We start from the raw sequence: 23,116 nt of genomic DNA on the forward strand, positions 1-23,116 counted from the left end.
GAAGTCGCCACCGTGTCGCTCACGATCGGAATCGTCGGTCTGCCGAATGTCGGCAAGTCGACCCTGTTCAACGCCCTGACCAAGAACGACGTGCTGGCGGCCAACTACCCGTTCGCCACGATCGAGCCCAACGTGGGCGTCGTCGGCGTCCCCGACGCCCGTCTGACCAAGCTCGCGGAGATCTTCAACTCGCAGCGCGTCCTCCCGGCGACGGTCGACTTCGTCGACATCGCGGGCATCGTGCGCGGCGCGAGCGAGGGCGAGGGCCTGGGCAACAAGTTCCTGGCGAACATCCGCGAGTCGGACGCGATCTGCCAGGTCATCCGCGCCTTCAAGGACGAGAACGTCGTGCACGTCGACGGCAAGGTCTCGCCGAAGGACGACATCGAGACGATCAACACGGAGCTGATCCTCGCGGACCTCCAGACGATCGAGAAGGTGCTGCCGCGCCTCCAGAAGGAGTCCCGGATCAAGAAGGACGTGGCGCCGAAGGTCGCCGCGGTCGAGGCGGCGCAGGCGATCCTGGAGAAGGGCGACACCCTCTTCTCGCAGGGCATCGTGCAGGGCTCGGAGAAGGCGGAGCTCCTCCACGACCTGCACCTGCTCACCACGAAGCCGTTCCTCTACGTCTTCAACGTGGACGAGGACGAGCTGACCGACGACGCCTTCAAGGCCGAGCAGAGCGCCCTGGTCGCCCCGGCGGAGGCGATCTTCCTGAACGCCAAGCTGGAGCAGGACCTCGCCGAGCTCGACGAGGAGGACGCCATGGAGCTCCTCCAGTCCGTCGGTGCCGAGGAGCCCGGCCTCGCCACCCTCGCCCGCGTCGGCTTCGACACCCTCGGCCTCCAGACCTACCTGACGGCCGGCCCCAAGGAGTCCCGCGCCTGGACGATCAAGAAGGGCGCCACGGCTCCCGAGGCGGCCGGCGTCATCCACACCGACTTCCAGAAGGGCTTCATCAAGGCCGAGGTCATCTCCTTCACCGACCTCGTCGAAACGGGCTCGGTCGCCGACGCCCGCGCGGCGGGCAAGGCGCGCATGGAGGGCAAGGAGTATGTGATGCAGGACGGGGACGTGGTGGAGTTCCGGTTCAACGTCTGACACGTCCGGCGGAAGGCCGTCCGACCTGCGAGGGAGTGGGTCGGGCGGCCTTTGTGATCCGTACGGAGACCATGGCGGCTTGAAACTCGCCCCCGGTACGTGAAAGCCGCTGGTGGTGCCGGCGGATCTTCGGCCGAGGCCCCCCGTGGGGCATGCTGTCGCGGTGAGTGAATCCTCGGACAGGTGACAGGTTTGGCTGAACGGTCTGGACCCGCGTGGAAAGGCGGCGGCCGAGTCGCTGCGTGCCCGATTCGAAGCACTGGGCACAGCCGATACCGGTGACTGGGCCAAGCCGGAGATCTGTGAGGAACTTCCACACCTCGCGCGGTTCATGTTGCTGCGAAGTCGGATCCGTCCGTTCGGTCCGCAGGGCAGCGGTGAGCAGCCGACGCATGCCCGTGAGGAAGTCCTGGGCAGGGCTCCGTCGCAGGTCAGGGCCGGTCTGCGGGTCGAAGCGTTCGGGCGGGTCTTCCTGGCACACCCGTGCCAGGCATCTTCGTGGCACCCGGGAAGCGGTGACACACGAGCCGGTGCGCGTGAAGCTGAGGTCCGCCGTCGTGCGCCGGACCCCTTTCCCCGGCCGCCCGGCACCCACGAACACGAACTCGCAGGAGAGAGCATGCGCGCATCGCCGCCCTCCACGGAACGGACGGACCTCCGGCGGTCCGAGGGGGGCTTCGGGGAGGCCGTTCGGCTCACCGTGCCCGTCGCCATGGCGTACATCCCGCTGGGAGTGGCGTTCGGCGTGCTGCTGACCGCGAGCGGCATCAACTGGTACTGGGCTCCGCTCTCCACCCTGCTGATCTACGCGGGATCCATGGAGTTCCTCGCCGTCGGCTTCATGGTGGCCGGACTGCCGCTCTACCAGGTCGCGTTCACCACGCTGGTCGTGAACTTCCGGCACGTCTTCTACGGCCTGTCCTTCCCCATCGACCGGCTGCGCGGACGGGCCCGGAAGGCGTACGGCGTCTTCGCCCTGACCGACGAGACGTACGGCATCACCTCCGCGGGCCCCGGCACGCACCTCACCGGCCGGCAGATCACCGTCCTCCAAGTGGTCAGCCACGTCTGGTGGTTCCTCGGCGCGCTGCTCGGCGCCCTGCTCGGCCAGGTGATCCCGGAGAGCGTCAAGGGCTTCGACTTCGCCCTCACCGCCATGTTCCTGACCCTCGCGGTCAACGCGGTGCGCGCCCGCAGGAGCGCGACCCTCGTCCTGCTCGCCCTGGGCGCCGGGGTGGTCGGCCACCTCGTGGACCGGTACGTGATCGGGGAGTCGTTCCTCGTCGTCAGCCTGCTGCTCTACGTCGCCGTCGTCAGCGCCACGTACCGGAAGGACGGGAGCGGGGGCGCCGAAGAGAACGAGGAGAACGAGGAGAACGAGGAGTGCGTGAAGTGAACATCCTCTCCGACGCGCACACGTTCGCCGTCGTCGGCGTGATCGCCCTGGTGACCCTGGCCCTCCGGGCCGCCCCGTTCGTCGTCCTGGGCAAGTCGGCCGCGAACGGCTACCTGCGCCACCTCGGCGAGAAGATGCCGACCGGGGTGATGGTCCTCCTCGTGATGTACACCCTCGAGGACCTCGACGTGACCGTCCACCCCTTCGGGCTGCCGAAGCTGGTCCCGCTCGCCCTGGCGGCGGTCATGTACGTGAAGACGGACAACGCCCTGCTGTCGATCGGCGGCGGTGTCGCGCTGCACATGGTTCTCGTCAACGGGCTGGTCTGACCCGGGGGCAGCCCTGCCCGGCCTCCACCCACCGTCCGCCCGTTGGACGCGCGTTGCGCCGTCGTGGTCCGTGTCCGACACTGCCGTGCGGCGCGGACGAACGGCATCGGCCGGGGTGCGCCGCCAGACGGGGCGGCGACTCGTACGTCCCGGGGCCGCGAACGCCGGCGAGGCCGGTCCGCACCGCCCTGTGCGGCGCCGCGACGTGTGGGGGAGCTGTCCACGTGCTGACTCCGTTCGGTCTCACGGAAGGGGCCGACCGGCTCTACCGGTTCGTCCTCGCCCGGCCGGGGTGCGACGCGGCGGGGGCCGCGGGGGAGTTCGACGGTTCGGCGCACGCGCTGGACGAGGCGCTCCAGGAGCTGACGCGGCGGGAACTGCTCCTCTCGGACGGGCCGGACCACACCCGGCTGTACGTCGTGAACCCCAAGACCGCCCTGGACACGCTGCTCGCCTTTCAGCAGGCCGAGATAGCCGAACGGAACCGCACGCTGGCCCGCAGCCAGGCCGCCGCCGAGATGCTGCTCGCCCAGTACGCCGCGCGGCACGGCGGCGACGAGGAGCCGGAGGTCGAGCAGCTCCGCGGCGTCGAGGCGGTACGGGCCCGGATGACCGACCTGGTGCCCACCATGCGCGAGGAGTCCCTGGCCTTCGTGCCCGGCGGCGCCCAGACCCCGGAGGTCCTCGCGGCGAGCGAGGCGACCAGCGCGGAGCCGCTGGCGCGCGGGGTGCGGATGCGCTCGGTGTACCTGGACTCGATCCGCAACGCCCCGGGCACCCTGGAGCACGCCCGGTGGCTCACCGAACGCGGCGCGGAGGTCCGCACCGTACCGGCACTGCCCATGCGCCTGTGGATCAAGGACCAGGAACTGGCGATGGTGCCGATCGACCCGGCCGACAGCGCGGCGGGCGCGGTGCTGCTGCGCCAGCCCGGCGCGGTGGCGGCGTTCCTCGCGCTGTTCGAGGCGGTGTGGGCGTCGGCGGTCCCGTTCGGCGAGGCCCCCCGGCGCAGCCTGGAGGACCCCGGCTCGCAGCCCCGCGAGCTGCTGCGCCTCCTGGCCCGTGGTTACACGGACGAGGCCGCGGCCCGCCGCCTGGGCATCTCCCTGCGCAGCGAACGGCGCCTCATCTCGGAGCTGATGGAGAGACTGGGCGCCCGGAGCCGCTTCCAGCTGGGCCAGCGCGCGGTCGAGAGCGGTTACATCTGACTACCCCTGTACTCCCGCATGCCTGTACGTCCTCCGCCCCGTTTCCGCCCGTCCCCGCTGTCGTGGGCCGGTGGGAGAATGCGGGGACGGTGAAGGGGGCGGGGCGCGTGGGGCGTGGTGAGCGGGACGCGATCGCGCGGGGGACGCGGCTGTGCGAGGCGGCGCGGGCGGTGGTCGGGGATCACCGCGGGGCCGTCGAGGCGGTGCGCGCGGCGCTGGAGCCGCTCCACGACGCGGAGGTCGCGCGGGAGCTCGCCGCCCTGCCGGCGGCCCGGATCCAGGACGCCACCGAGGGCCGGGTGCGCCTGGGGGACGTCGAGAGGAGCGGCCTGACCACGGTCGGGCAGGTCCTCGAAGCGGGGCCGTACCGGCTGCGGCAGATCCCCGGCGTCGGCCGGCACACCGCCGACCGGATCCTCGCCGCCGCCCGCCGCCTCGCCGACGCGGTGCACGAGACCGTCGCCGTCCACATCGACGTGGACCGGCCAGAACCGCGCACCACCGCGCTCGTGGCCGCCCTGCACGTCCTCGTGGAGGCGGGCCCGGAGGCGCGGCGTGCCGCCGACACGGCCGCCGGTCTCGTGGCGCGGCTCGGCCCGCTGATCGAGGACGCCCGGCCCGCCGCCGGGCGGTTCGGGATGCTCCTGACCGGCCGGGAGGGGAGGGCCCGCGCGCTGGCGGCGGTCGGGGAACTCCGGTCGGCGGTGGCGGAGGCGGACCGGGCGGGGACGCCCGGACTGCTCGCCCAGGCCTCCGTCGACCTGCTCCGGGGGCCCGCGAGCGACGCCGCCGCCTGGGTCGACTTCGAGCTGCGCTCCGCCGAGTACTACGGCCTGCTCGCCGAGCTCTCCGAACGGGCGCCCGACCCGGCCGCCTCCGAGGGCTTCCTGCCGGACGAGATCGCCGAGCGGGTGCGGGCCCAGCGCCTCGACGACTCCCACCGGCGCGTCTCGCTGCGCGGCTACCAGGCCTTCGGCGCGCGGTTCGTCCTCGCCCGGCGCCGGGTGATCCTCGGCGACGAGATGGGGCTCGGCAAGACCGTCCAGGCCGTCGCCGTCCTGGCGCACCTGGCCGCCGGGGGCCGGACCCGGTTCCTGGTCGTCTGCCCGGCGAGCGTCCTGGTCAACTGGACGCGCGAGGTCGCGGCCCGCAGCGCCCTGCACACCGTGCTCCTCCACGGACCCGACCGGCACGAGGCGTTCGCCCACTGGAAGGAGTACGGCGGGGTCGGGGTGACCACCTTCGACGCGCTGCGCGGCTTCCCCGTCCCGGACGCCGACGAGGTCGGGATGCTCGTCGTCGACGAGGCCCACGCCGTCAAGAACCCGAAGACCCTCAGGTCCCGGGCGGTCGCCGCCTGGGCCGAACGCTGCGAGCGGGTCCTCCTCATGACCGGCACCCCGATGGAGAACCGCGTCTCCGAGTTCCGCAACCTCGTCCGCGTCCTCGACCCCGCGCTCGCCGACTCCCTAGAGGAGCGGGCCCCCGGAGAGCGCGACGTCCCCGGCGAGCACGCCGTCCCCGGCGCCCCCGCCGGCTCGGTCGCCTTCCGCCGGGCCGTCGCCCCCGTCTACCTGCGCCGCAACCAGGCCGACGTCCTCACCGAACTGCCCAGCCTCCAGCACACGGACGAGTGGGAGGAGCCGAGCCCGTCGGACGAGGACGCCTACCGCGAGGCGGTGCGCGCCGGGAACTTCATGGCCATGCGCAGAGCGGCGTACGCGCACCCCGAGAAGTCGGCCAAAATGGAGCGGCTCCGGGAGATCGTCCGCGAGGCCGCCGAGAACGGGCGGAAAACGGTCGTCTTCTCCGACTTCCGGGACGTCCTGGGCGCGGTGGCGGACGCGCTCGCCGCCGACGCGCCGCACGGCGCCCCCGTGTTCGGGCCGCTCACCGGGAGCGTCGCGCCCGACCGGCGCCAGCGGGTCGTCGACGACTTCACGGCCGCCCCCGGACCGGCCGTGCTCCTCGCGCAGATCCGGGCCGCGGGCATCGGCCTCAACCTCCAGGCCGCCTCCGTCGTGGTCCTCTGCGAGCCCCAGGTCACACCGGCCGTCGAGCACCAGGCCGTGGCCCGCGCCCACCGCATGGGCCAGGTCAGGCCGGTCCGCGTGCACCGGCTCCTCACCACCGGCGGGATCGACGAGCGCCTGGTGCGGATCCTGGCGAACAAGACCCGGCTCTTCGACGCGTACGCCCGCCGCAGCGCCGTGGCGGAGGCCACCCCGGACGCGGTCGACGCGGCGGACAGCGGGATCGCCCGCCGGATCGTCGAGGAGGAGCAGACCCGCCTCGGGACGGGCGACGGCACCGGGGCGGGCGAGGGCGCCGGTGCGGAGAAGAGTGCCGGGGCGGGTGACGGCACCGAAGCGGACCACGGCACCGAAGCAGACGACGGCACCGAGACGGGCGACGACACCGAGACGGACGCCGGCGCCGGTGCGACGCGCCCGCTCACCCCCTGAACACCAGGCGAACCGCCGTACACCCCCTGTGGGAAACACCACGTCCGGATTCGGCCGCCCCGGGCGGTACGGGGCAACTCCGCGTCGCGGACGACCCTCTTCCCCCACGTATCCTCGACTGCCGGGGAAAACGGGGGTGCGGGAACGCGGAGGTGCGAAGGTGGAGTTCCGGCTGCTCGGCTCCGTCGCGATGGTGACGGAGGACGGGGACGTGGCCCTGGGACCCGCCAAGCGGTCCAGCCTCCTCGCCATGCTCCTGCTGCGCCCCAACAGCGCGGTGAACGTGGGGCAGTTGACCGACGCCCTGTGGGAGGAGGAGCCGCCCACCCACGCCAAGACCGTCCTCCAGGGGCACGTCTCGCGGCTGCGGGCCCTGCTCGCGGAGCACGGGGCCGAGGCGTACGGGGTCGAGCTCGCCACCCAGGGCTCGGCGTACGTGCTGCGGATGCCCGAGTCGCTGGTGGACGTGCACCGGTTCGAGGAGCTCGTGGGGCTCGCCGGGGTGCAGCGGCAGCCCGCCGACGCGGTCCGGATGCTGCGGGAGGCGCTGTCGTACTGGCAGGGGCCCGCGCTCACCGGAACCGTCCACAGCCGCCCCCTGGAGGCCGCCGCCACCGGGCTCGAAGAGCTGCGGCTCGCCACCGTGGAGGCGCTGGCGCAGGCGTACGGGCAGCTCGGCGAGCACGCCAGGGCCGCCGCCGTCCTGCGCACCGAGGCCGTCGCCCACCCCCTGCGCGAGTCCCTCGCGGCCGCCCTGATGCTGGCCCTCGGCCGCTCCGGGCGCCAGTCGGACGCGATCGACTGGTACCACCGCACCCGGCGGCTGCTCGCCGAGGAGCTCGGCGTCGACCCCGGCGAGACGCTCGCCGAGGCGTACGCGACGCTGCTCCGTTCCGCGGAGCCCGCCCCCGTGGCCCGGCCCGTCGCCCCGCCCGCCGAGGTCCCGGCGCCGGAGGGCCTGCCCCGGCCGCCGCGCGGCTTCACCGGACGCGGCGCCGAACTGGCCGCGCTAGACCGGGCGGTACGGGGCGGGGACGGACCCGTCTGCCTCGTCACCGGCCCCGCGGGCGTCGGCAAGACCGCCTTCGCCGTCCACTGGGCGTACGAGCGGCGCGCCGACTTCCCCGACGGGCGGCTCTTCGCCGACCTGAAGGGCTTCAGCGAGACCCCCGCGCCCGAGACCGCGGGCGTCCTGCGCGAGTTCCTGCTCGCGCTCGGCGTCCCGGACCGGCGGATCCCGGAGGGCGTCGAGGCGCGGGGCGCCCTCTTCCGCTCCCTCACCGCCGGACGCCGGCTGCTCGTCGTCCTCGACAACGCCCGCTCCTCCGGGCAGGTCAGACCGCTGCTGCCGGGCGGCGACCACTGCGCCACCCTCGTCACCAGCCGCGACCGGCTCGGCGGCCTCGTCGCCTCCGACGCCGCCCGGCCGGTGCCGCTCGGCCACCTGCCGGAGGCCGACGCCGCCGCCCTGCTCGCCACCGTCCTCGGCGAGGACCGGGTCGCGGCCGAGCCCGCCGCCGCCGCGCGGCTCGCCGGACTCTGCGACGGGCTGCCGCTCGCGCTGCGGGTGACGGCGGCCCGGCTCGCCGAGCGGCCCGCCTGGACCCTCGACGCGATGGTCGGTGAACTCGCCGACGAACAGGGGCGGTTGACCCTGCTCGACATCGAGGACCGGGGGGTCTCCGCCGCGCTGCGCCTCACCGTGCAGCAGCTCCCCGACTCCGCCGCCCGGCTGTTCCGCGCGCTCGGCCTGCACACCGGCGCCGACCTGGACCGGTTCGCGGCGGGCGCGCTCGCCGGGACCTCGCCCGCGCAGGCCTCCGCCGACCTGGACCGGCTCGCCGCCGCGCACCTGCTCACCGAGGCCGTCCCCGGCCGCTGGACCCCGCACGACCTCGTACGCCTCTACGCCCGCCACCTCGCCCCGCGGGCCGACCCCGAGGGGCTGCCCCGCCTCCTCGACCACTACCTCTACACCGGCCTCGCGGCCGACGCCGCCGCCGAACCGGGCTCCCAGCCCTGCTACGCGCTGCCCGCCGACGCCCGACGCCCCGCCGCCACCAGGGAGTTCGAGGACCGTACGGCGGCCCTGGACTGGTACGCGGCCGAGCGCGCCGCCCTGGAGGGCGCGGTCGCCGCCGCGGCCGCCCTCGGCCTGCACGACCGGGCCTGGCGGCTCGCCCTGGTGCAGTGGCCGCTGATGCTCGTGCGGATCGGGGACGGCTGGACCCCGCTCCTGGAGGCCGGACTCGCCTCCGCCCGGCAGGCCGGCGACGTCGACGCCCAGTCCCGGACCCGGGCGCTGCTCGGCTGGATCCTGCACGCGGAGGGCCGGAACGCCGAGGCGCTCGTCCACCTGGAGAAGGCACCCGGCCTGGCCGCCCGCGCGGGCGACCCGATCAGCGAGGCCATCGCCCACGTCAACCACGCCGCCGTCCTGGACGCCACCGGGGAGCACGAGCGGGCCGGACTGCTCATGCTGCACGCGGTCTCGCTCGCCGACCGCACGGGCCACCCCTCCACCCAGGTCCTCGCCCTCCAGCACCTGGCGGGCCACTGCCTGAAGGCCCAGGAGTACGAGGCGGCCCTCGCGCACATCCTGCGCGCGGAGGGACTGGCCGCCCCCGACGCGGTGGTCGTACGGGCCGAGCTCCAGAGCGCCCGGGGCGAGGCGCTGGCCGGGATCGGGCGCCTCGAAGAGGCCACCGACCAGCTGGAACGCGCGATCGTGTCCTTCGAGAAGGCCGGTTTCCCGGAGGGTTCGGCGCGGGCCGCGGCCCGCCTCTCGCGCCTGTCAGCGGATCGTTAGCGGCACGCAAGCGGGACGGCAGTACGGGACGGGAAGCTGGATGCAGCACCGATCGACGAACCGGTGCGCACGCACCGAAAGGGTGCACCGGCGCGGGAGCACGTACCGCGCGCCGACCGACCGCTTCCCGGGGGAGAACCACCATGCGTCACCACCGCAAGAACACCGTCCTGGCCGTCGCCGCCGTCGCCGCCCTCTCACTGGGCCTGACCGCCTGCGGCGGCTCCGACACCGGCGCCAAGGACGCCGGGAGCGCGGACTCCGCCCCGCGGGCCGCCGCCGGCGCGGGCGACGCCGGGACCTCCGCCGAGGGCGACCCGACCAGCCCGACCGGCGGCTCCACGTCCGGCGGCTCCACGTCCGGGGACTCCACGTCCGGCGGGGCCACCGCCGGCGGTTCCACGGGCGGCGGCAAGGGCACGACCGCGTCCACCGCCTCCACCGCCTCCACCGGCTCCACCACCGGCGGCAAGACCGCCGCCCAGGCTCCGGCCTGCGCCCACGGCGACGTCAGGATCACGGCGGCGAAGGCGGACGAGGTCCCGACCGAGCACATCGTCCTCACCGCCACCAACGTCTCCGGCCGCACCTGCACCCTGCTGAAGCACCCGCTGCTCGCCTTCGGCCCGATCCAGACGGCCAAGGACGTCCCGGCCGTCGCGAAGAGCAGGCCGGCCGTGCCGATCGTGGTGAAGAACGGCGAGCCCGCCTACGCCAACGTGCGGATCTCCCTCGGCGGCGTCCACGAGGACAACAAGGTGGTGAAGGAGTTCACCGTGAACCTCTTCGCCTCCGACGGCCCGGCCGAGGGCAGCATCGTCGTCAAGGCCCCGGCCGGCGGCCTCGCGGTCGACGAGGCCGTGGCGAAGACCGGCTACTGGACCTACGAGCTGCGCAACGGCGCCGACGACTTCTGACCGGCGCGGGGCCCGGGACTCTCGGAGCACCGGGCCCGTCTTCGCCCCCGCCCCGCACAGCGGCACCACCGTGAGCCCGGGGCGCGGCGGGGCCGCGCCGAGGAACTGGGTGCCGTCCCCGAGGGTCACCTCGGGTGCGCACGGCATCGGAGGCGGCGCCTCCGCGTAACGCCACAAGGAATTCACACGTGACGCGAGTGACGGGAGGGAGACCGGCCCGCTCGCGAAGTCCAGGTCCCGCGGGCCCCGGCACCGCGGACAACGCCAGGTGAGCGCGGACACCGGCGAGGAGACACGGCGGCGGGGGCACGCGCAGGCGGTCATGGGCTCCGGGACGGCAGCCGTGTGGCGCGGACGTCACGGGACGGCGGACACCCTTGTGCGATTCCTATGGATCGGCCAACCTTTCGCTCGACAGCCGGACATGCGAAACGGCGCGGACGCCTCATGCCGTCTTGTCATGTACCTGTCGCACCCCCACAGCAGCGCACCACCAATGAGGAGGACCCCTCACATGTCAGTGATGCGTGACTCACGTCGCAGAATCGCCACCGCCGCCGCCGTGGCCGTCGCCGCCCTCACCCTCGGCCCGCTCTCCGCCCTCCCGGCCACCGCCGCCCCGGCCGCCCCGGAAGGCGTCGTCGAGAACGCCGGGGCCGAGGGAACCGTCCCGGGCAGCTACATCGTCACCCTCGACGAGTCCGCCCCGGCGGAGAGCGCAGAGGGCCGCGCGATCCCCGCCAGGTTCGGCGCGAAGATCAAGCGCACGTACACCTCGGCGGTCAACGGCTACGCGATCGAGCTCTCCGAGGCGCAGGCGAAGAAGCTCGCGGCCGACCCGGCCGTCCGGTCCGTCGTCCAGGACCGCGTCTTCACCGTCGACGCGACGCAGCCCTCCCCGCCGTCCTGGGGCCTCGACCGGATCGACCAGAAGGCCCTCCCGCTGAACCAGGGCTACACCTACCCGGACGGCGCGGGCCAGGGCGTCACGGCGTACATCATCGACACCGGCGTCCGCATCAGCCACGGCGACTTCGGCGGCCGCGCCTTCAACGGCTTCGACGCCATCGACAACGACAACGTCTCCCAGGACGGCCACGGCCACGGCACCCACGTCGCCGGCACCGTCGCGGGCACCTCGTACGGCGTCGCCAAGAAGGCGAAGATCGTCGGCGTCCGCGTCCTCAACAACCAGGGCTCCGGCACCACCGCCCAGGTCGTCGCCGGCATCGACTGGGTGACGCAGAACGCCGTCAAGCCGGCCGTCGCCAACATGAGCCTCGGCGGCGGCGTCGACTCCGTCCTCGACGAGGCCGTCCGCAGGTCGATCGCCTCCGGCATCACCTACGCGGTCGCGGCGGGCAACGACGGCGCCAACGCCTCCAACTACTCGCCGGCGCGCGTCGCGGAGGCCATCACGGTCGGCGCCACCACCAACACCGACGCCCGCGCCAGCTACTCCAACTACGGTTCGGTCCTGGACCTCTTCGCGCCGGGCTCCTCCATCACCTCGTCCTGGAACACCGGTGACTCCGCCACCAACACCATCTCCGGCACGTCGATGGCGACCCCGCACGTCGCCGGCGCCGCCGCGCTCCACCTCGCCGCCAACCCGACGGCGACCCCGGCCCAGGTCTCCGCGGCCCTGACGACCGCCGCCACCCCGAACGTCGTCACCAACCCGGGCACCGGCTCCCCGAACAGGCTCCTGTACGTCGGTGACGGCGGCACCACCCCGCCGCCCCCCGGCAAGAACTTCGAGAACACCACGGACCACGCCGTCGCCGACAACGCGACCGCCGAGTCCCCGATCGCCGTCACCGGCGTCACCGGCAACGCCCCCGCCACCCTCAAGGTGCCGGTGAACATCGTCCACACCTACGTCGGCGACCTCCAGGTCCAGCTGATCGCCCCCGACGGCTCGGCGTACACGCTGAAGGCCTTCGGCACCGGCGGCAGCGCGGACAACATCAACACCACGTACACCGTGAACGCCTCCTCGGAGGTCGCCAACGGCACCTGGAAGCTGCGGGTCACGGACAACGCGACCTACGACACCGGGAAGATCGACTCCTGGGGTCTGCAGTTCTGACCCGAGCACCGCATGACGGGGGGCGGTCGCCTGCGGGCGGCCGCCCCTCCCGCCGTGCGGCGGCCGTTCCCCCGCCCGCCGTGCGGCCGCCCCTCCCGCCCCGCAAACACGCGCGACGGCCCCCCGCCCGACCGCGTACGATGCGCGCTCGTTCGTCTGTTCGCATCACCGCCCCGCAGGAGCAACCAGCCGTGGACCCGACCCAGCCGGCCCCGCCGCCCCCGCCGTCCCCCGGGGGTCCGCAGCCGCAGGGGTGGCCCGCCCCGGGCCCGTACACCTCCCCGGGCATGCCGTACGCGGCCGGCCCTTACGGCCCGCCCGGCGGCCCCGGCCCCGGTCCCTACGGGCAGCCCCCGCGGACCACCAACGGACTCGCCGTCGGCTCCCTCGTCTCCGGCATCGTCTGCTGCCTCCCGCCCCTCGGCCTGATCCTGGGCCTCGTGGCCCTCCCGCAGATCAGGAAGAGGGGCCAGGCGGGCAAGGGGTTCGCGATCGCGGGCATCGCGCTCTCCGTCCTCAGCTGCCTGCTCCTCGTCCTCGGCCTGGTGACCGGCGGCTTCTCCTCGGCGTGGGGCGGCTTCAAGGAGGGCTTCGACGAGGCCTCCCGCTCCAAGTCCCCGTTCTCGCTGCGCACCGGCCAGTGCTTCACCGACCACGGCAAGCGGAAGGACTACACGACGGAGGTCACCGTCGTCGACTGCGCGCGCCCGCACGACGGCGAGGTCACCGGCGGCTTCGAGCTGGCCGGCTTCGACGCGTGGCCCGGCGAGGACGCGATCGACGCGATCGCGAAGCAGCGCTGCGAGGCGGCCAACCTGGCGTACGCCATGGACACCTGGGCGATCCCGCAGGACGTCTGGCTCTTCTACTACCTGCCCAGCGACCGGAGCTGGAAGCTCGGCGACCGGACCGTGACCTGCGCGCTCGCCACCGAGAAGAAACCGTTCAGCGGCTCGCTGCGCTCCGACGCCACGACCCTGAGCGGCGACCAGACGTACTTCCTGAACTCCGTGAACCCGATCGAGACGGCCGTCCACCGGGAGCCGGACCCCGAGGAGGAGGACTTCGAGGCCGACAGGGCCTGGGCCGGCAGGGTCCTGACGGCGATCGAGGTGGCGCACACGGGCCTCGGACGGCGCTCCTGGCCCGGCATCTCCGCGGAGCCGGTCGCGGCGTTCCGGAAGGACCTCGCCGAGGCCTCGAAGCGGTGGCGCGAGCTGGCGACGGCGACCGACGCCGACGCGTACTGGGAGGCGTACGACGCGGCCTGCGACTCCCTGCCCGGCAGTGCGGGCGCGCGGGCCGCGCTCGGTCTGACGGTCACCCCGCCGGGGGGCCCGGACACCTCGGCCTGAGACGCGGTCCGCGCGTCCGCCCTTCCGCGCCCGGCCGCCGTTCGACGGCCGGGCACGGAAGGGGCGGGGGTCAGCGCCGGGTCAGGCCCCGGTCGACGGCGGTGATCAGCTCGCCGTCCGGGGTGTCCCCGTCGAGGGACCAGACCATCGCGCCGCCGAGACCGTTCTTCCGGACGTAGGCCGCCTTGGTGCGCAGCACGGTGGGGTCGTCGTAGGTCCACAGGGTGGTGCCGTCGAAGAGCCAGGCGTGCCCGTTCCGCTCGCCCCGGTGGAGCTCGTACGTCCCCGACTCCGCGAGCCGCTTCAGGAACTTGTAGTCCTCGGAGCCCGCCGTCCAGGTGGCGGGGGCGGGACCGGTCGCGGGCCTGCCGAGGCCGTCGCCGCCGCCGGTCACGCCGGTCCAGCCCTGGCCGTAGAAGGGCATGCCGACCACGAGCTTGCGGGCGGGGGCGCCGCGCCGCAGCCAGGCCTTCACGGTCTGGTCGACGCTGAAGTCGTCCTTCGCGTACAGCGCGGACTGCTGGGCCGTCCTCGCCTCGCCGGAGACGTGGAAGTCGTAGCCCTGGAGGTTCACGAAGTCGAAGTCCCGCATGATCTTCGCGACCTCGAAGCCCGCGTCGATCTTGGCGGGGGCGGTGGGCACGTACGCGCTCAGCTCGTAGTGCCTCCGCTTCTTCAGCGAGCGCCCGTACGCGTCGAGCTGGACGCGGAACTCCCGTACGAGCTTGGTGAAGTTGGGCTTGTCCTCGGGACGGATCACGTTCCCCGGGGCGCCGTCCGAGCCGGGCCACTCCCAGTCGAGGTCGACGCCGTCGAAGATCCCGGCGGCCGCCCCGGCGCCGCCCCGGGCGCCGTCCACGGGGAGGTTCCCCTTGATGTACGTGTCGACGCAGGAGGCGACGAGGGCCTTGCGGCCGGCGTCCGTGCGCACCGCGTCGGAGAAGTGCGCGGAGCCGCTCCAGCCGCCCAGCGAGATCATGACCTTGAGGCCGGGGTGCTTCGCCTTCAGCTCGCGCAGCTCGTTGAAGTTCCCGGCCAGGCGCTGGTCGGCGGTGTCGCCGGCGCCGTCCACGGAGGTCGCGGCGTCGACGGGGCGCACGTAGTCGGCCCAGGGGTCGGAGCCGGGGGCGTTGCCCATGAGGCACTTGCCGTCCGCGCCGATCACGCCGAAGGCGTAGTTGATGTGGCTGAGCTTGGCGGCCGTGCCGCTCGTGTCCAGGTCCTTGACCTGGAAGTTCCTTCCGTAGACGCCCCATTGGGTGAAGTAGCCGATCCGCTTGAGGTCCTGCCCGTGGGCGGGCCGGTGGGCGGATCCGCGCGGGGCCTGGTGCGCGTCGGCGGCGGGGGCCGGGGTGGCGAGGAGACCGAGGGTGACGGCGGTGGCCGCGCCGAAGGTCAGCTTGGTCATGGCTCTGGGACGCATGGGCTCATTCCTGTACGGGGCGGGATGGAGCGTGCGGTGGAGCGGGGAGGACGCGCGGGGCGCGCAGGCAGGAACGTATTGGTCTGTACCAATACGGGTCAAGGGGTCCGGCCGCATCCGCCGGAGGGTGACCGCGCGTAGAACGGGTGACGGCCAGGCGTTCATCACTTCGAGTGAAACCCTGGCCCACGCTTGCGGTCCGCCACCCACGGTTGCCAGTCTGTAGCTGACAGTCAACCTGAGGGGAGCGTCCAGTGACGTTCGGTGAGCAGCCCGCCTACCTGCGCGTGGCGGGCGATCTGCGGGAGAAGATCGCCAACGGCTCGCTTCCGCCCCATACCCGCCTTCCCTCGCAGGCACGCATCCGCGAGGAGTACGGGGTGTCGGACACCGTCGCACTGGAGGCCCGCAAGGTACTGATGGCCGAGGGGCTCGTGGAGGGCCGCTCGGGCTCGGGGACGTACGTGCGGGAGCGCCCGGTGCCGCGCCGGATCGCCCGCTCGGGCTACCGCCCGGCCTCCGGTGCCAGCCCCTTCCGGCAGGAGCAGGCGGCCGAAGGGGCCCGCGGCACCTGGGAGTCGAACAGCGGGCAGGAGTCCGCGAGCGCGGAGGTGGCCGAGCGGCTCGGCATCGAGCCGGGGGAGCGGGTGATGCGCACGCGGTACGTGTACCGGGACGGCGGCGAGCCCATGATGGTCTCCACCTCCTGGGAGCCCCTCGCCGTCACCGGCCGGACACCGGTCATGCTGCCCGAGGAGGGGCCCCTGGGCGGCTGCGGGGTCGTCGAGCGGATGGCCGCCATCGACGTCGTCGTGGACAACGTGGTGGAGGAGGTCGGCGCCCGCCCCGGCCTCGCCGAGGAACTCCTGGCGCTCGGCGGGGTGCCGGGCCACGTGGTGATGGTGGTGGAGCGCACCTACTACGCCTCGGGCCGGGCCGTCGAGACGGCGGACGTCGTGGTCCCGGCCGACCGCTACCGGATCGCGTACCACCTGCCGGTGAGATGAGGCGGGGCGGAACGAGGCGGGGCGAGGGGGCGACCCCGGACGGCGGCCGTCGCGTCCGTTCGGCGGAGCCCCGCGTCCGCCCGGCGTGACCGCGAGTTAACGGCGCGTCAGGCCGCGTAACCCCCCGGCAACCGCGCGCCGACCCCGGCCGTCACGACCGGCTCCTACCTTCCTCGTCCGTACCCGCATCCGGCCGGACGACAGGAACCCCCATGACGGACACGGTCACCACGCCCGCCCCCCTCCCGGACCCGGCCGAGGCGCCGGGGGAGGCCCCGCCGTCCCGCGGCGCGCCCCGCCGCGGCTACGCGAAACTCGCCGCGGACGAGAGCCGCGAGGACTACTCGCTGCGCTACGCCCCGCACTCCTTCCGCCGCTGGTCCCCCGCCACCGTCGCGGGCACCGCCCTCGGCGGCATCGCCTACCTCGCCGACTTCGCGATCGGCGCCTCGATCGTGTTCACCTACGGCTTCGGCAGCGGCCTCGCCTCGATCCTCACCGCCGCCGCCCTCATCTTCCTCACCGGCATCCCCATCGCCCGCGCCTGCGCGACGTACGGCCTGGACATGGACCTCGTCACGCGCGGCGCCGGCTTCGGCTACTTCGGCTCCACCCTCACCTCGCTCATCTACGCCTCCTTCACCTTCATCTTCTTCGCGCTCGAAGGCTCGATCATGGCCCAGGCCATGCACCAGGCCGTGGGCCTGCCGGTCGAGATCGGCTACCTGGTCACGACCCTGATCGTCATCCCGATCGTCTTCCGCGGCATGGGCGCCCTCGCCAAGGTGCAGGCCTGGACCCAGCCGGTCTGGATCGTCGGCATGGTGCTGCCCTTCGTCGTCCTCGCCTTCGAGGCCCCCGGCGCCTGGGGCGCCTTCACCTCCTTCGGCGGCACGGAGGGCGCCGGTGCGGGCTTCTCCTGGATCGGCTTCGGGCTCGGCACCGGCGTCGCGCTCTCCCTGATCGCCCAGATCGGCGAACAGGCCGACTACCTGCGCTTCATGCCCGCGAAGACGGAGGCGAACAGACGCCGCTGGAACCTCGCCGTACTCGCCGCCGGACCCGGCTGGGTCGTCATCGGCGCCGCCAAGCAGCTCGGCGGCGCCCTCCTCGCCTTCGTCGCCCTGGAGGCCGTCGGCAAGACCCACGCCCTGGAGCCGATCGCCCCCCAGATCGAGGCGCTCAAGCCCTGGCTCGGCACGTTCGCCCTGCCCGCCGCCGCGCTCTTCGTGATCGTCTCCCAGGTCAAGATCAACGTCACCAACGCCTACAGCGGCTCGCTGTCCTGGTCGAACTTCTTCTCCCGCGTCACCCACCGCCACCCCGGCCGCGTCTGGTACATCTTCCTCAACCTCGCCATCGCGCTGACGCTGATGGAGATGAACATGTTCGCGGCCCTGAACAAGCTGCTCGGGTTCTACTCCAACGTCGGCATCGCCTGGATCGCGGCCGTCGCCGCCGACCTCGTCGTCAACAAGCGGCTCGGCTGGAGCCCGCCGTACATCGAGTTCAAGCGCGCCTACCTGTACGCGGTGAACCCGGCGGGCTTCGGCGCCATGGTGATCGCCTCCGTCGTCTCGATCCTCGCCTTCTTCGGGCTCTTCGGCACCTACGCGCAGGCGTTCTCCACCTTCGTCGCCGCCGGTCTCGCGCTCGTCCTCTGCCCGCTGATCGCGTGGGCCACCCGGGGCCGTTACTACCTGGCCCGCCCCAACACGGTGAACGGTCCCGGCGCCGAGATGCCCGACGAGCGGGCGACCCATACCTGCGCGGTGTGCGAGACGGCCTACGAGCTGCCCGACATCGCCGACTGCCCCGTCCAGGCGGGACCGATCTGCTCCCTCTGCTGCTCGCTCGACGCCGCGTGCGGAGACGTCTGCAAGGACCCCGGGGGCGCGGGCGCCCCCGTCCTGATGCCGGTGCCCGCCGTCCCGAAGGCGGTGTCCGGCGCTCCGGGGACGGTATTCGGCGCCCCGGAGGCGGTACCCCGCGTTCCGGGTGCGGTGCCCGGGGCCTGACTTCGGCCTCCCTCCGTCGGTAACCGGCCGAACCGTGCCTCTTTGTGCAAACCCGTATCCGCTGTGTGAAGGTCAGGCGTAAGCTCCGGCATATGCGGATTGCGGTTTCCCGGAGATCCACGACGACGACCGGACCGGCGGAGGGAGAAGCTCGATGACCGACAGCGGCCCTGTCCTCCCCTGGCTCGTCATCCGGCAGGACGACAACGGCAACCGCTACCGGGTGGGGCGGTACGCGACCCGGGACGAGGCGCAGAAGATGGCGGACACCCTCGACGACCGCGGCCACAAGCAGCTCTACTGGGTCGAGCGCGTCGGCAGCCCGGCCCTCTGAGCCCCCGCCCGCGGACCCCGGGGCGCGGGCTACGCTCGCGCCCATGACGGAACGCACCACCGGACCCGCCACGTCCCGCGACTCCCGCCCCGGGGGCGCCCCCGACCGCCACCCCGTCCCCGTGGTCGTCGTCGCCGGCGCCCTCTACGACCGGGGGCGCCTGCTCGCCGCCCGGCGCAGCGCCCCCGCCGACCTCGCCGGCCGCTGGGAACTGCCCGGCGGCAAGGTCGAACCGGGCGAGGGGCCGGAGGAGGCCCTGGTCAGGGAACTCCGGGAGGAGCTCGGCGTGGAGGTCGAGCCGGGGGAGCGCATCCCCGGCGAATGGCCGCTGAAGCCCGGGTACGTCCTGCGGGTGTGGACCGCCCGTCTCCTCTCCGGCGAGCCGCGCCCTTTGGAGGACCACGACGAACTGCGCTGGCTGACCCGGCCGGAGGTCGACTCGGTCGACTGGCTCGACCAGGACCGCCCCGCCGTCGCCGAGGCCGCGCGGAGACTCCCGGAGCGCTGAGGCTTCCGGAGCGCCGAGGCCCCCCGGTCGGCCCCTTCTCGCCGGTGCGCCCTCCGGCGATACGCTCCCCGGCCGCGCGCCCTCCGGTGGCGCGTACGCCCGGCTCCCTACGCCGTTCGTGCCACCGTGCGCCGGTGACCGCCCCCGGCGGGATAACTTGTCCCGAATGGTGGGTATGTCCTCATTGGTACCTCGTGAGGGGACGTGGGCCTTCCTGCTGACGCACGGCTGGGGAAGTGATCGGGTGTGATCTACACCGACGGCGACCGCGCCGAGTGGGACTTCCCGGCCGAGGCGAACGCCGTGCGCATCGCCCGCCACGCGGTGCGCGAGACCCTCCGCTCCTGGGAACTCGACGGTCTCCTCGGCGACGTGACCGTCCTGCTGGTCAGCGAGCTGGTGACCAACTCCCTGCGGTACGCCTCCGGCCCCATCGGGGTCCGCCTGGTCCGCGTCCATCCGGACGGCGCCGACCCGGCACGGGCGTCGGCCCTGCTCGTGGAGGTCTCCGATCCGCTTCCGGATCCGCCGACCGCGAAGGCCCCCGGACCCGACGACGAAGGGGGCCGCGGCCTGGGCCTCGTGGCCTGCGCCGCGCGCCGCTGGGGGATCCGCGGCGGGACGGCCGGCAAAACCGTATGGTTCGAGCTGGCTCTCCCTGGTGAGTAAAGAGGGTGGGACGACGATCACCGGTACTCGGCACGGAACGAACGAGACCACCCTGTGATCGTGAACGTCGTGCCGTCCGGGCCTGCCGTACTGAATACTGCGGGCATGGCCGGTCCGGTGCGGTGAGCTGGAGGGGACGGTCGCGTGAGCGAGATACCTGAGACGTCGAGCGGTGGCGTCGTGTGGCAGAGCAGCCCGCCCGGATCCATCTACGACTACATCCGGGTGGCCTCCTTCTCGATCGGGCCCGACGGGCTCGTCGAGCAGTGGAGCCGGAGGGCCGTGGACCTCTTCGGCGTCACCGCCGAGGAGGCCAGGGGCAAGGACCCGGTGGAGGTCTTCATCCCCGCCGACCTGCGCGAGCGCGGGCACCGGCGGGTCAGGGAGATCCTCGACGGCAAGGAGTGGACGGGCCTGGTCCCCTTCCGCGTCCCCGGCGAGGAACAGCCCCACGGCATGGCCGAGATGTACGTCATGCCGACCGAGACCGAGACCGGCGAACGGGCCGCGCTGTGCATCGTCGTCGACGTGCGCGCCCTCCGCCGCATCGAGACCGACCTCGCCGCCTCACAGGCGATATTCGGCCAATCCCCGTTCGGCTTCCTCCTCTTCGACACCGACCTCACCGTGCGGCGGGCCAACCGGCGCTTCGCCACCGTCTTCGGCGGCGAGGCCGACGACCACCGGGGCCGCACCGTCCACGACTACCTGGGCCACGCCGAGGCCGAGCGGATGACCACCGCCCTCCGGAAGGTCCTGGAGACCGGCGAGTCCGTCACCGATCTGAGGATCCTCGGCGCCGCCCCCGGCGCCAGGGACCGCCGTCACTGGTCCATCAACCTCTACCGCGTGCACAGCGGCTCCGGCCGCCCGATCGGCGTCGCGGGCCTCGGCATCGACGTCACCCGCCGCCACAACGCGGCCAGGGAGGCCGCCAGCGCCCGCCGCAACCTCGCCCTCCTCAACCAGGCCGGCGCCCGCATCGGCAACTCCCTCGACCTGGAGGCCACCGCCCGCGAACTCCTCGACGTCGCCGTCCCCGGCTTCTGCGACCTCGCCTCCGTCGACCTCTACCAGGGCCTCCTGACCGGCGACGAGGCGCCGCCGGGCCGGTGGGGCAGCTCCCACGACGTCGGCTACGGAGCCGGCAGCGCCGAACTGCGCCGGGTCGCCTCCGCCAGCGCCGTCTCCGACACCCCCCGCAGGACCGACGGGGGACGCGCCCCGGACCCCGACCGTCCGGAAACCGACCCCATCGAGGTCGGCGCCGTCCACCGCTACCCCTTCAACTCCCCGTACGCCGGGGCCCTGCGCACCGGCCGGATCCGCACCGTGCGGGGCGACGACGGCGACCTCGCCCGGCACACCCTGGTCGTCCCCATGACCGCCCACGACACCGTCGTCGGCCTCGTGCAGTTCTCCCGCGCCAAGGGCAGCGAACCCTTCGGGGAGCGCGACCGGGCCCTCGCCGCCGAACTCGCCTCCCGGGCCGCCGTCTGCATCGACAACGCCCGCCTCTACCGCCGCGAGCACGAACGGGCCCTGATCCTCCAGCGCAGCCTGCTCCCGCCCGGCGACCCCGAGGCCGCGGGACTCGACATCGCCTGTCGCTACCTGCCCGGCACCGACGCCACCGAGGTCGGCGGCGACTGGTTCGACGTCATCGAACTCCCCGGCCACCGCACCGCCCTCGTCATCGGCGACGTCATGGGCCGCGGCCTGCGCGCCGCCGTCGCCATGGGCGAACTGCGCACCGCCGTGCGGACCCTCGCCCAGCTCGACCTGGAACCGGCCGAGGTCCTCTCCCACCTGGACGAGATCGCCCGCGGCCTCGGCGCCCCCATCGGCACCCAGCAGTCCCGCGCGCACAAGAACCGCGGCCCCGAACTCTCCGAGGTCTACCTCGCCACCTGCGTCTACGCCGTCTACGACCCGGTCACCCGCCGCTGCACCTTCGCCAACGCCGGCCACCTCCCGCCGGTGCTCGTCCCGCCCGGCGAGGAGGCCCGGCTGCTCGACGTACCCCCCGGGATGCCGCTCGGGGTCGGCGGCGAGCCCTTCGAGGAGGTCGAGGTCGAGATCCCCGAGGGCGCCCTCCTCGCCCTCTACACCGACGGCCTCGTGGAGTCCCGCGACCACCCCCTGGACGAGGGCCTCAGCGCCTTCCGGCGCGCCCTCACCGACCCGTCCCGCCCCCTGGAGGACGTCTGCGACCGGGTCCTCACCAGCCTGAACACCGGGCACGGCGAGGACGACATCGCCCTCCTCATGGCCCGGATCCAGGGACTGCCCGGCGAGGCCGTCGGCGACTGGCGGCTGCCCAGGGAGCCCCGCTCGGTCGGCCGGGCCCGCGAACTCGCCCGCGCCCAGCTCGCCGCCTGGGACCTCGAACCGCTCGTCGACACCGTCGAACTGCTCGTCAGCGAACTCGTCACCAACGCCCTGCGCTACGGCGAGGGGGAGATCCGGCTGCGCCTGCTGCGCGACCGCACCCTCGTCTGCGAGGTCTGGGACGCGGGCCTGGTCCAGCCGCGCCGCCGCCGGGCCAAGGACACCGACGAGGGCGGCCGCGGACTCCAGCTCGTCGGCCTGCTCAGCTCCTCCTGGGGCTCGCGCCGCACCCCGCGCGGCAAGACCGTCTGGTTCGAACTGGCCCTGCCGGACGGGGAGGGGACGGCGGAACCCACGGTGGAGCAACTGCTCAGCATGTTCTGAGCGGTACGGGTACGGGGGCGGCGCCCGGTCACTTCTTGAGCGCGGCCAGCCGGGCCTCGATCTCGGCGTCGTCCCCGAGCGCGTCCAGCTGCTCGAACTGCGCGTCCAGGGAGGAGGCCGCCAGCTCCTGCTTGCCGAGGGCCCGCGCCTCCTCCCGGCGCACCTTGTCCTCGAAGCGGCTCAGCTCGCTGGTCGGGTCGAGCACGTCGACGCTCTTCACGGCGTCCGTCATCGTGTTTTGCGCCTGCGCCGACTTCGCGCGGGCCACCAGCTCGTCGCGCTTCGCCTCCAGCTCGCCGAGCTTGGCCCTCATCCGGTCGAGGCCGGTCCTCAGCTTCGCCACCACCTCGGTCTGCGCGGCGATCGTCGGCTCCGCCGTCCGCGCCTCCTTCTCCGACTGGAGCTGGCGGCCGAGGGCCACCTTCGCCAGGTTGTCGAAGCGGTCCGCCTCCGCCGCCCGCCCGCCGCCCCGCAGCTCGTCCGCCTTCCGGCTGGCGGCGAGCGCCTTGCCGCCCCACTCCTTCGCCGCCTCCACGTCCTCCCGGTGGTCCTGCTCCATCAGCCGGAGGTTGCCGATGGTCGCGGCCACCGCCTCCTCCGCGTCCGCGATGTTGTTCGCGTAGTCGCGGATCAGCTGGTCCAGCATCTTCCGCGGGTCCTCCGCCTGGTCCAGCAGGGCGTTGATGTTGGCCTTCGCCAGCTGGGTGACCCGGCCGAGGACGGTCTGCTTGCTCATGGGGCTTCTCCTTGGATCGTCGAGGGGACGGACG

The 23,116-nt window shown here is 73.5% G+C and carries 17 protein-coding genes; 15 read left to right on the top strand and 2 right to left on the bottom strand.

The window, feature by feature from the left end:
• The first annotated feature begins 12 nt into the window (after window positions 1-12).
• From ychF to ACFY7E_RS03560, 9 genes are all read left to right on the top strand, one after another.
• Window positions 13-1,101 carry a redox-regulated ATPase YchF gene (gene ychF / locus ACFY7E_RS03520; protein WP_389480282.1) on the top strand — a complete coding sequence of 363 codons (1,089 nt, stop codon included), beginning with the start codon at window positions 13-15 and terminating at the stop codon, window positions 1,099-1,101.
• A 619-nt stretch (window positions 1,102-1,720) separates the two neighbouring features.
• Complete coding sequence (locus ACFY7E_RS03525) at window positions 1,721-2,497, top strand: AzlC family ABC transporter permease (RefSeq protein ID WP_389480284.1); 777 nt, start codon at window positions 1,721-1,723, stop codon at window positions 2,495-2,497.
• On the top strand, window positions 2,485-2,826 hold the full coding sequence (locus tag ACFY7E_RS03530; RefSeq protein WP_389480287.1) for a branched-chain amino acid transporter permease: 342 nt from the start codon (window positions 2,485-2,487) through the stop codon (window positions 2,824-2,826). The genes ACFY7E_RS03525 and ACFY7E_RS03530 overlap by 13 nt, the downstream gene beginning before the upstream one ends.
• Window positions 2,827-3,050: 224 nt before the next feature.
• Complete coding sequence (locus ACFY7E_RS03535) at window positions 3,051-4,034, top strand: DUF6879 family protein (protein WP_389480290.1); 984 nt, start codon at window positions 3,051-3,053, stop codon at window positions 4,032-4,034.
• A 107-nt stretch (window positions 4,035-4,141) separates the two neighbouring features.
• The gene (locus tag ACFY7E_RS03540; RefSeq protein WP_389480292.1) at window positions 4,142-6,499 is read left to right on the top strand and encodes a DEAD/DEAH box helicase; all 2,358 of its coding nucleotides are present in this window, start codon (window positions 4,142-4,144) and stop codon (window positions 6,497-6,499) included.
• Between the two features lie 160 nt (window positions 6,500-6,659).
• Window positions 6,660-9,308 carry a BTAD domain-containing putative transcriptional regulator gene (locus ACFY7E_RS03545; protein WP_389480295.1) on the top strand — a complete coding sequence of 883 codons (2,649 nt, stop codon included), beginning with the start codon at window positions 6,660-6,662 and terminating at the stop codon, window positions 9,306-9,308.
• Between the two features lie 143 nt (window positions 9,309-9,451).
• Entirely contained in the window at window positions 9,452-10,225 is a 774-nt protein-coding gene (locus tag ACFY7E_RS03550) for a DUF4232 domain-containing protein (protein WP_389480297.1), read from the top strand.
• Between the two features lie 514 nt (window positions 10,226-10,739).
• A complete protein-coding gene (locus ACFY7E_RS03555; protein ID WP_389480300.1) occupies window positions 10,740-12,317 on the top strand; it encodes a S8 family serine peptidase in 1,578 nt (525 codons plus the stop codon).
• Window positions 12,318-12,508: 191 nt separating this feature from the next.
• Entirely contained in the window at window positions 12,509-13,672 is a 1,164-nt protein-coding gene (locus ACFY7E_RS03560) for a DUF4190 domain-containing protein (protein WP_389480303.1), read from the top strand.
• A gap of 70 nt (window positions 13,673-13,742) precedes the next feature.
• Here ACFY7E_RS03560 and ACFY7E_RS03565 read toward each other — a convergent pair whose 3' ends face one another.
• Window positions 13,743-15,095 (bottom strand): glycoside hydrolase family 18 protein, encoded by a 1,353-nt coding sequence (locus ACFY7E_RS03565; RefSeq protein WP_389480306.1) that lies wholly within the window; start codon window positions 15,093-15,095, stop codon window positions 13,743-13,745.
• Between the two features lie 254 nt (window positions 15,096-15,349).
• On the opposite strand from ACFY7E_RS03565, the gene ACFY7E_RS03570 reads away from it, so the two are divergent.
• From ACFY7E_RS03570 to ACFY7E_RS03595, 6 genes are all read left to right on the top strand, one after another.
• Window positions 15,350-16,102 (top strand): GntR family transcriptional regulator, encoded by a 753-nt coding sequence (locus ACFY7E_RS03570; protein ID WP_389480309.1) that lies wholly within the window; start codon window positions 15,350-15,352, stop codon window positions 16,100-16,102.
• 212 nt (window positions 16,103-16,314) lie between these two features.
• A complete protein-coding gene (locus ACFY7E_RS03575; RefSeq protein ID WP_389480311.1) occupies window positions 16,315-18,120 on the top strand; it encodes a purine-cytosine permease family protein in 1,806 nt (601 codons plus the stop codon).
• A 154-nt stretch (window positions 18,121-18,274) separates the two neighbouring features.
• Complete coding sequence (locus ACFY7E_RS03580) at window positions 18,275-18,454, top strand: SPOR domain-containing protein (RefSeq protein ID WP_383436626.1); 180 nt, start codon at window positions 18,275-18,277, stop codon at window positions 18,452-18,454.
• A gap of 43 nt (window positions 18,455-18,497) precedes the next feature.
• Window positions 18,498-18,962 carry a (deoxy)nucleoside triphosphate pyrophosphohydrolase gene (locus ACFY7E_RS03585; RefSeq protein ID WP_389480313.1) on the top strand — a complete coding sequence of 155 codons (465 nt, stop codon included), beginning with the start codon at window positions 18,498-18,500 and terminating at the stop codon, window positions 18,960-18,962.
• A 246-nt stretch (window positions 18,963-19,208) separates the two neighbouring features.
• A complete protein-coding gene (locus tag ACFY7E_RS03590) occupies window positions 19,209-19,631 on the top strand; it encodes an ATP-binding protein (protein ID WP_389480315.1) in 423 nt (140 codons plus the stop codon).
• Window positions 19,632-19,775: 144 nt separating this feature from the next.
• Window positions 19,776-22,346: a SpoIIE family protein phosphatase gene (locus ACFY7E_RS03595; protein ID WP_389480317.1), complete on the top strand. Its 2,571-nt coding sequence runs from the start codon at window positions 19,776-19,778 to the stop codon at window positions 22,344-22,346.
• A 28-nt stretch (window positions 22,347-22,374) separates the two neighbouring features.
• Here the strand turns inward: ACFY7E_RS03595 and ACFY7E_RS03600 are convergent, their stop codons facing one another.
• Entirely contained in the window at window positions 22,375-23,082 is a 708-nt protein-coding gene (locus ACFY7E_RS03600) for a PspA/IM30 family protein (RefSeq protein WP_389480319.1), read from the bottom strand.
• Between the last annotated feature and the right edge of the window lie 34 nt (window positions 23,083-23,116).

This window comes from Streptomyces sp. NPDC012825 (assembly GCF_042900925.1).
Taxonomy (GTDB): domain Bacteria; phylum Actinomycetota; class Actinomycetes; order Streptomycetales; family Streptomycetaceae; genus Streptomyces.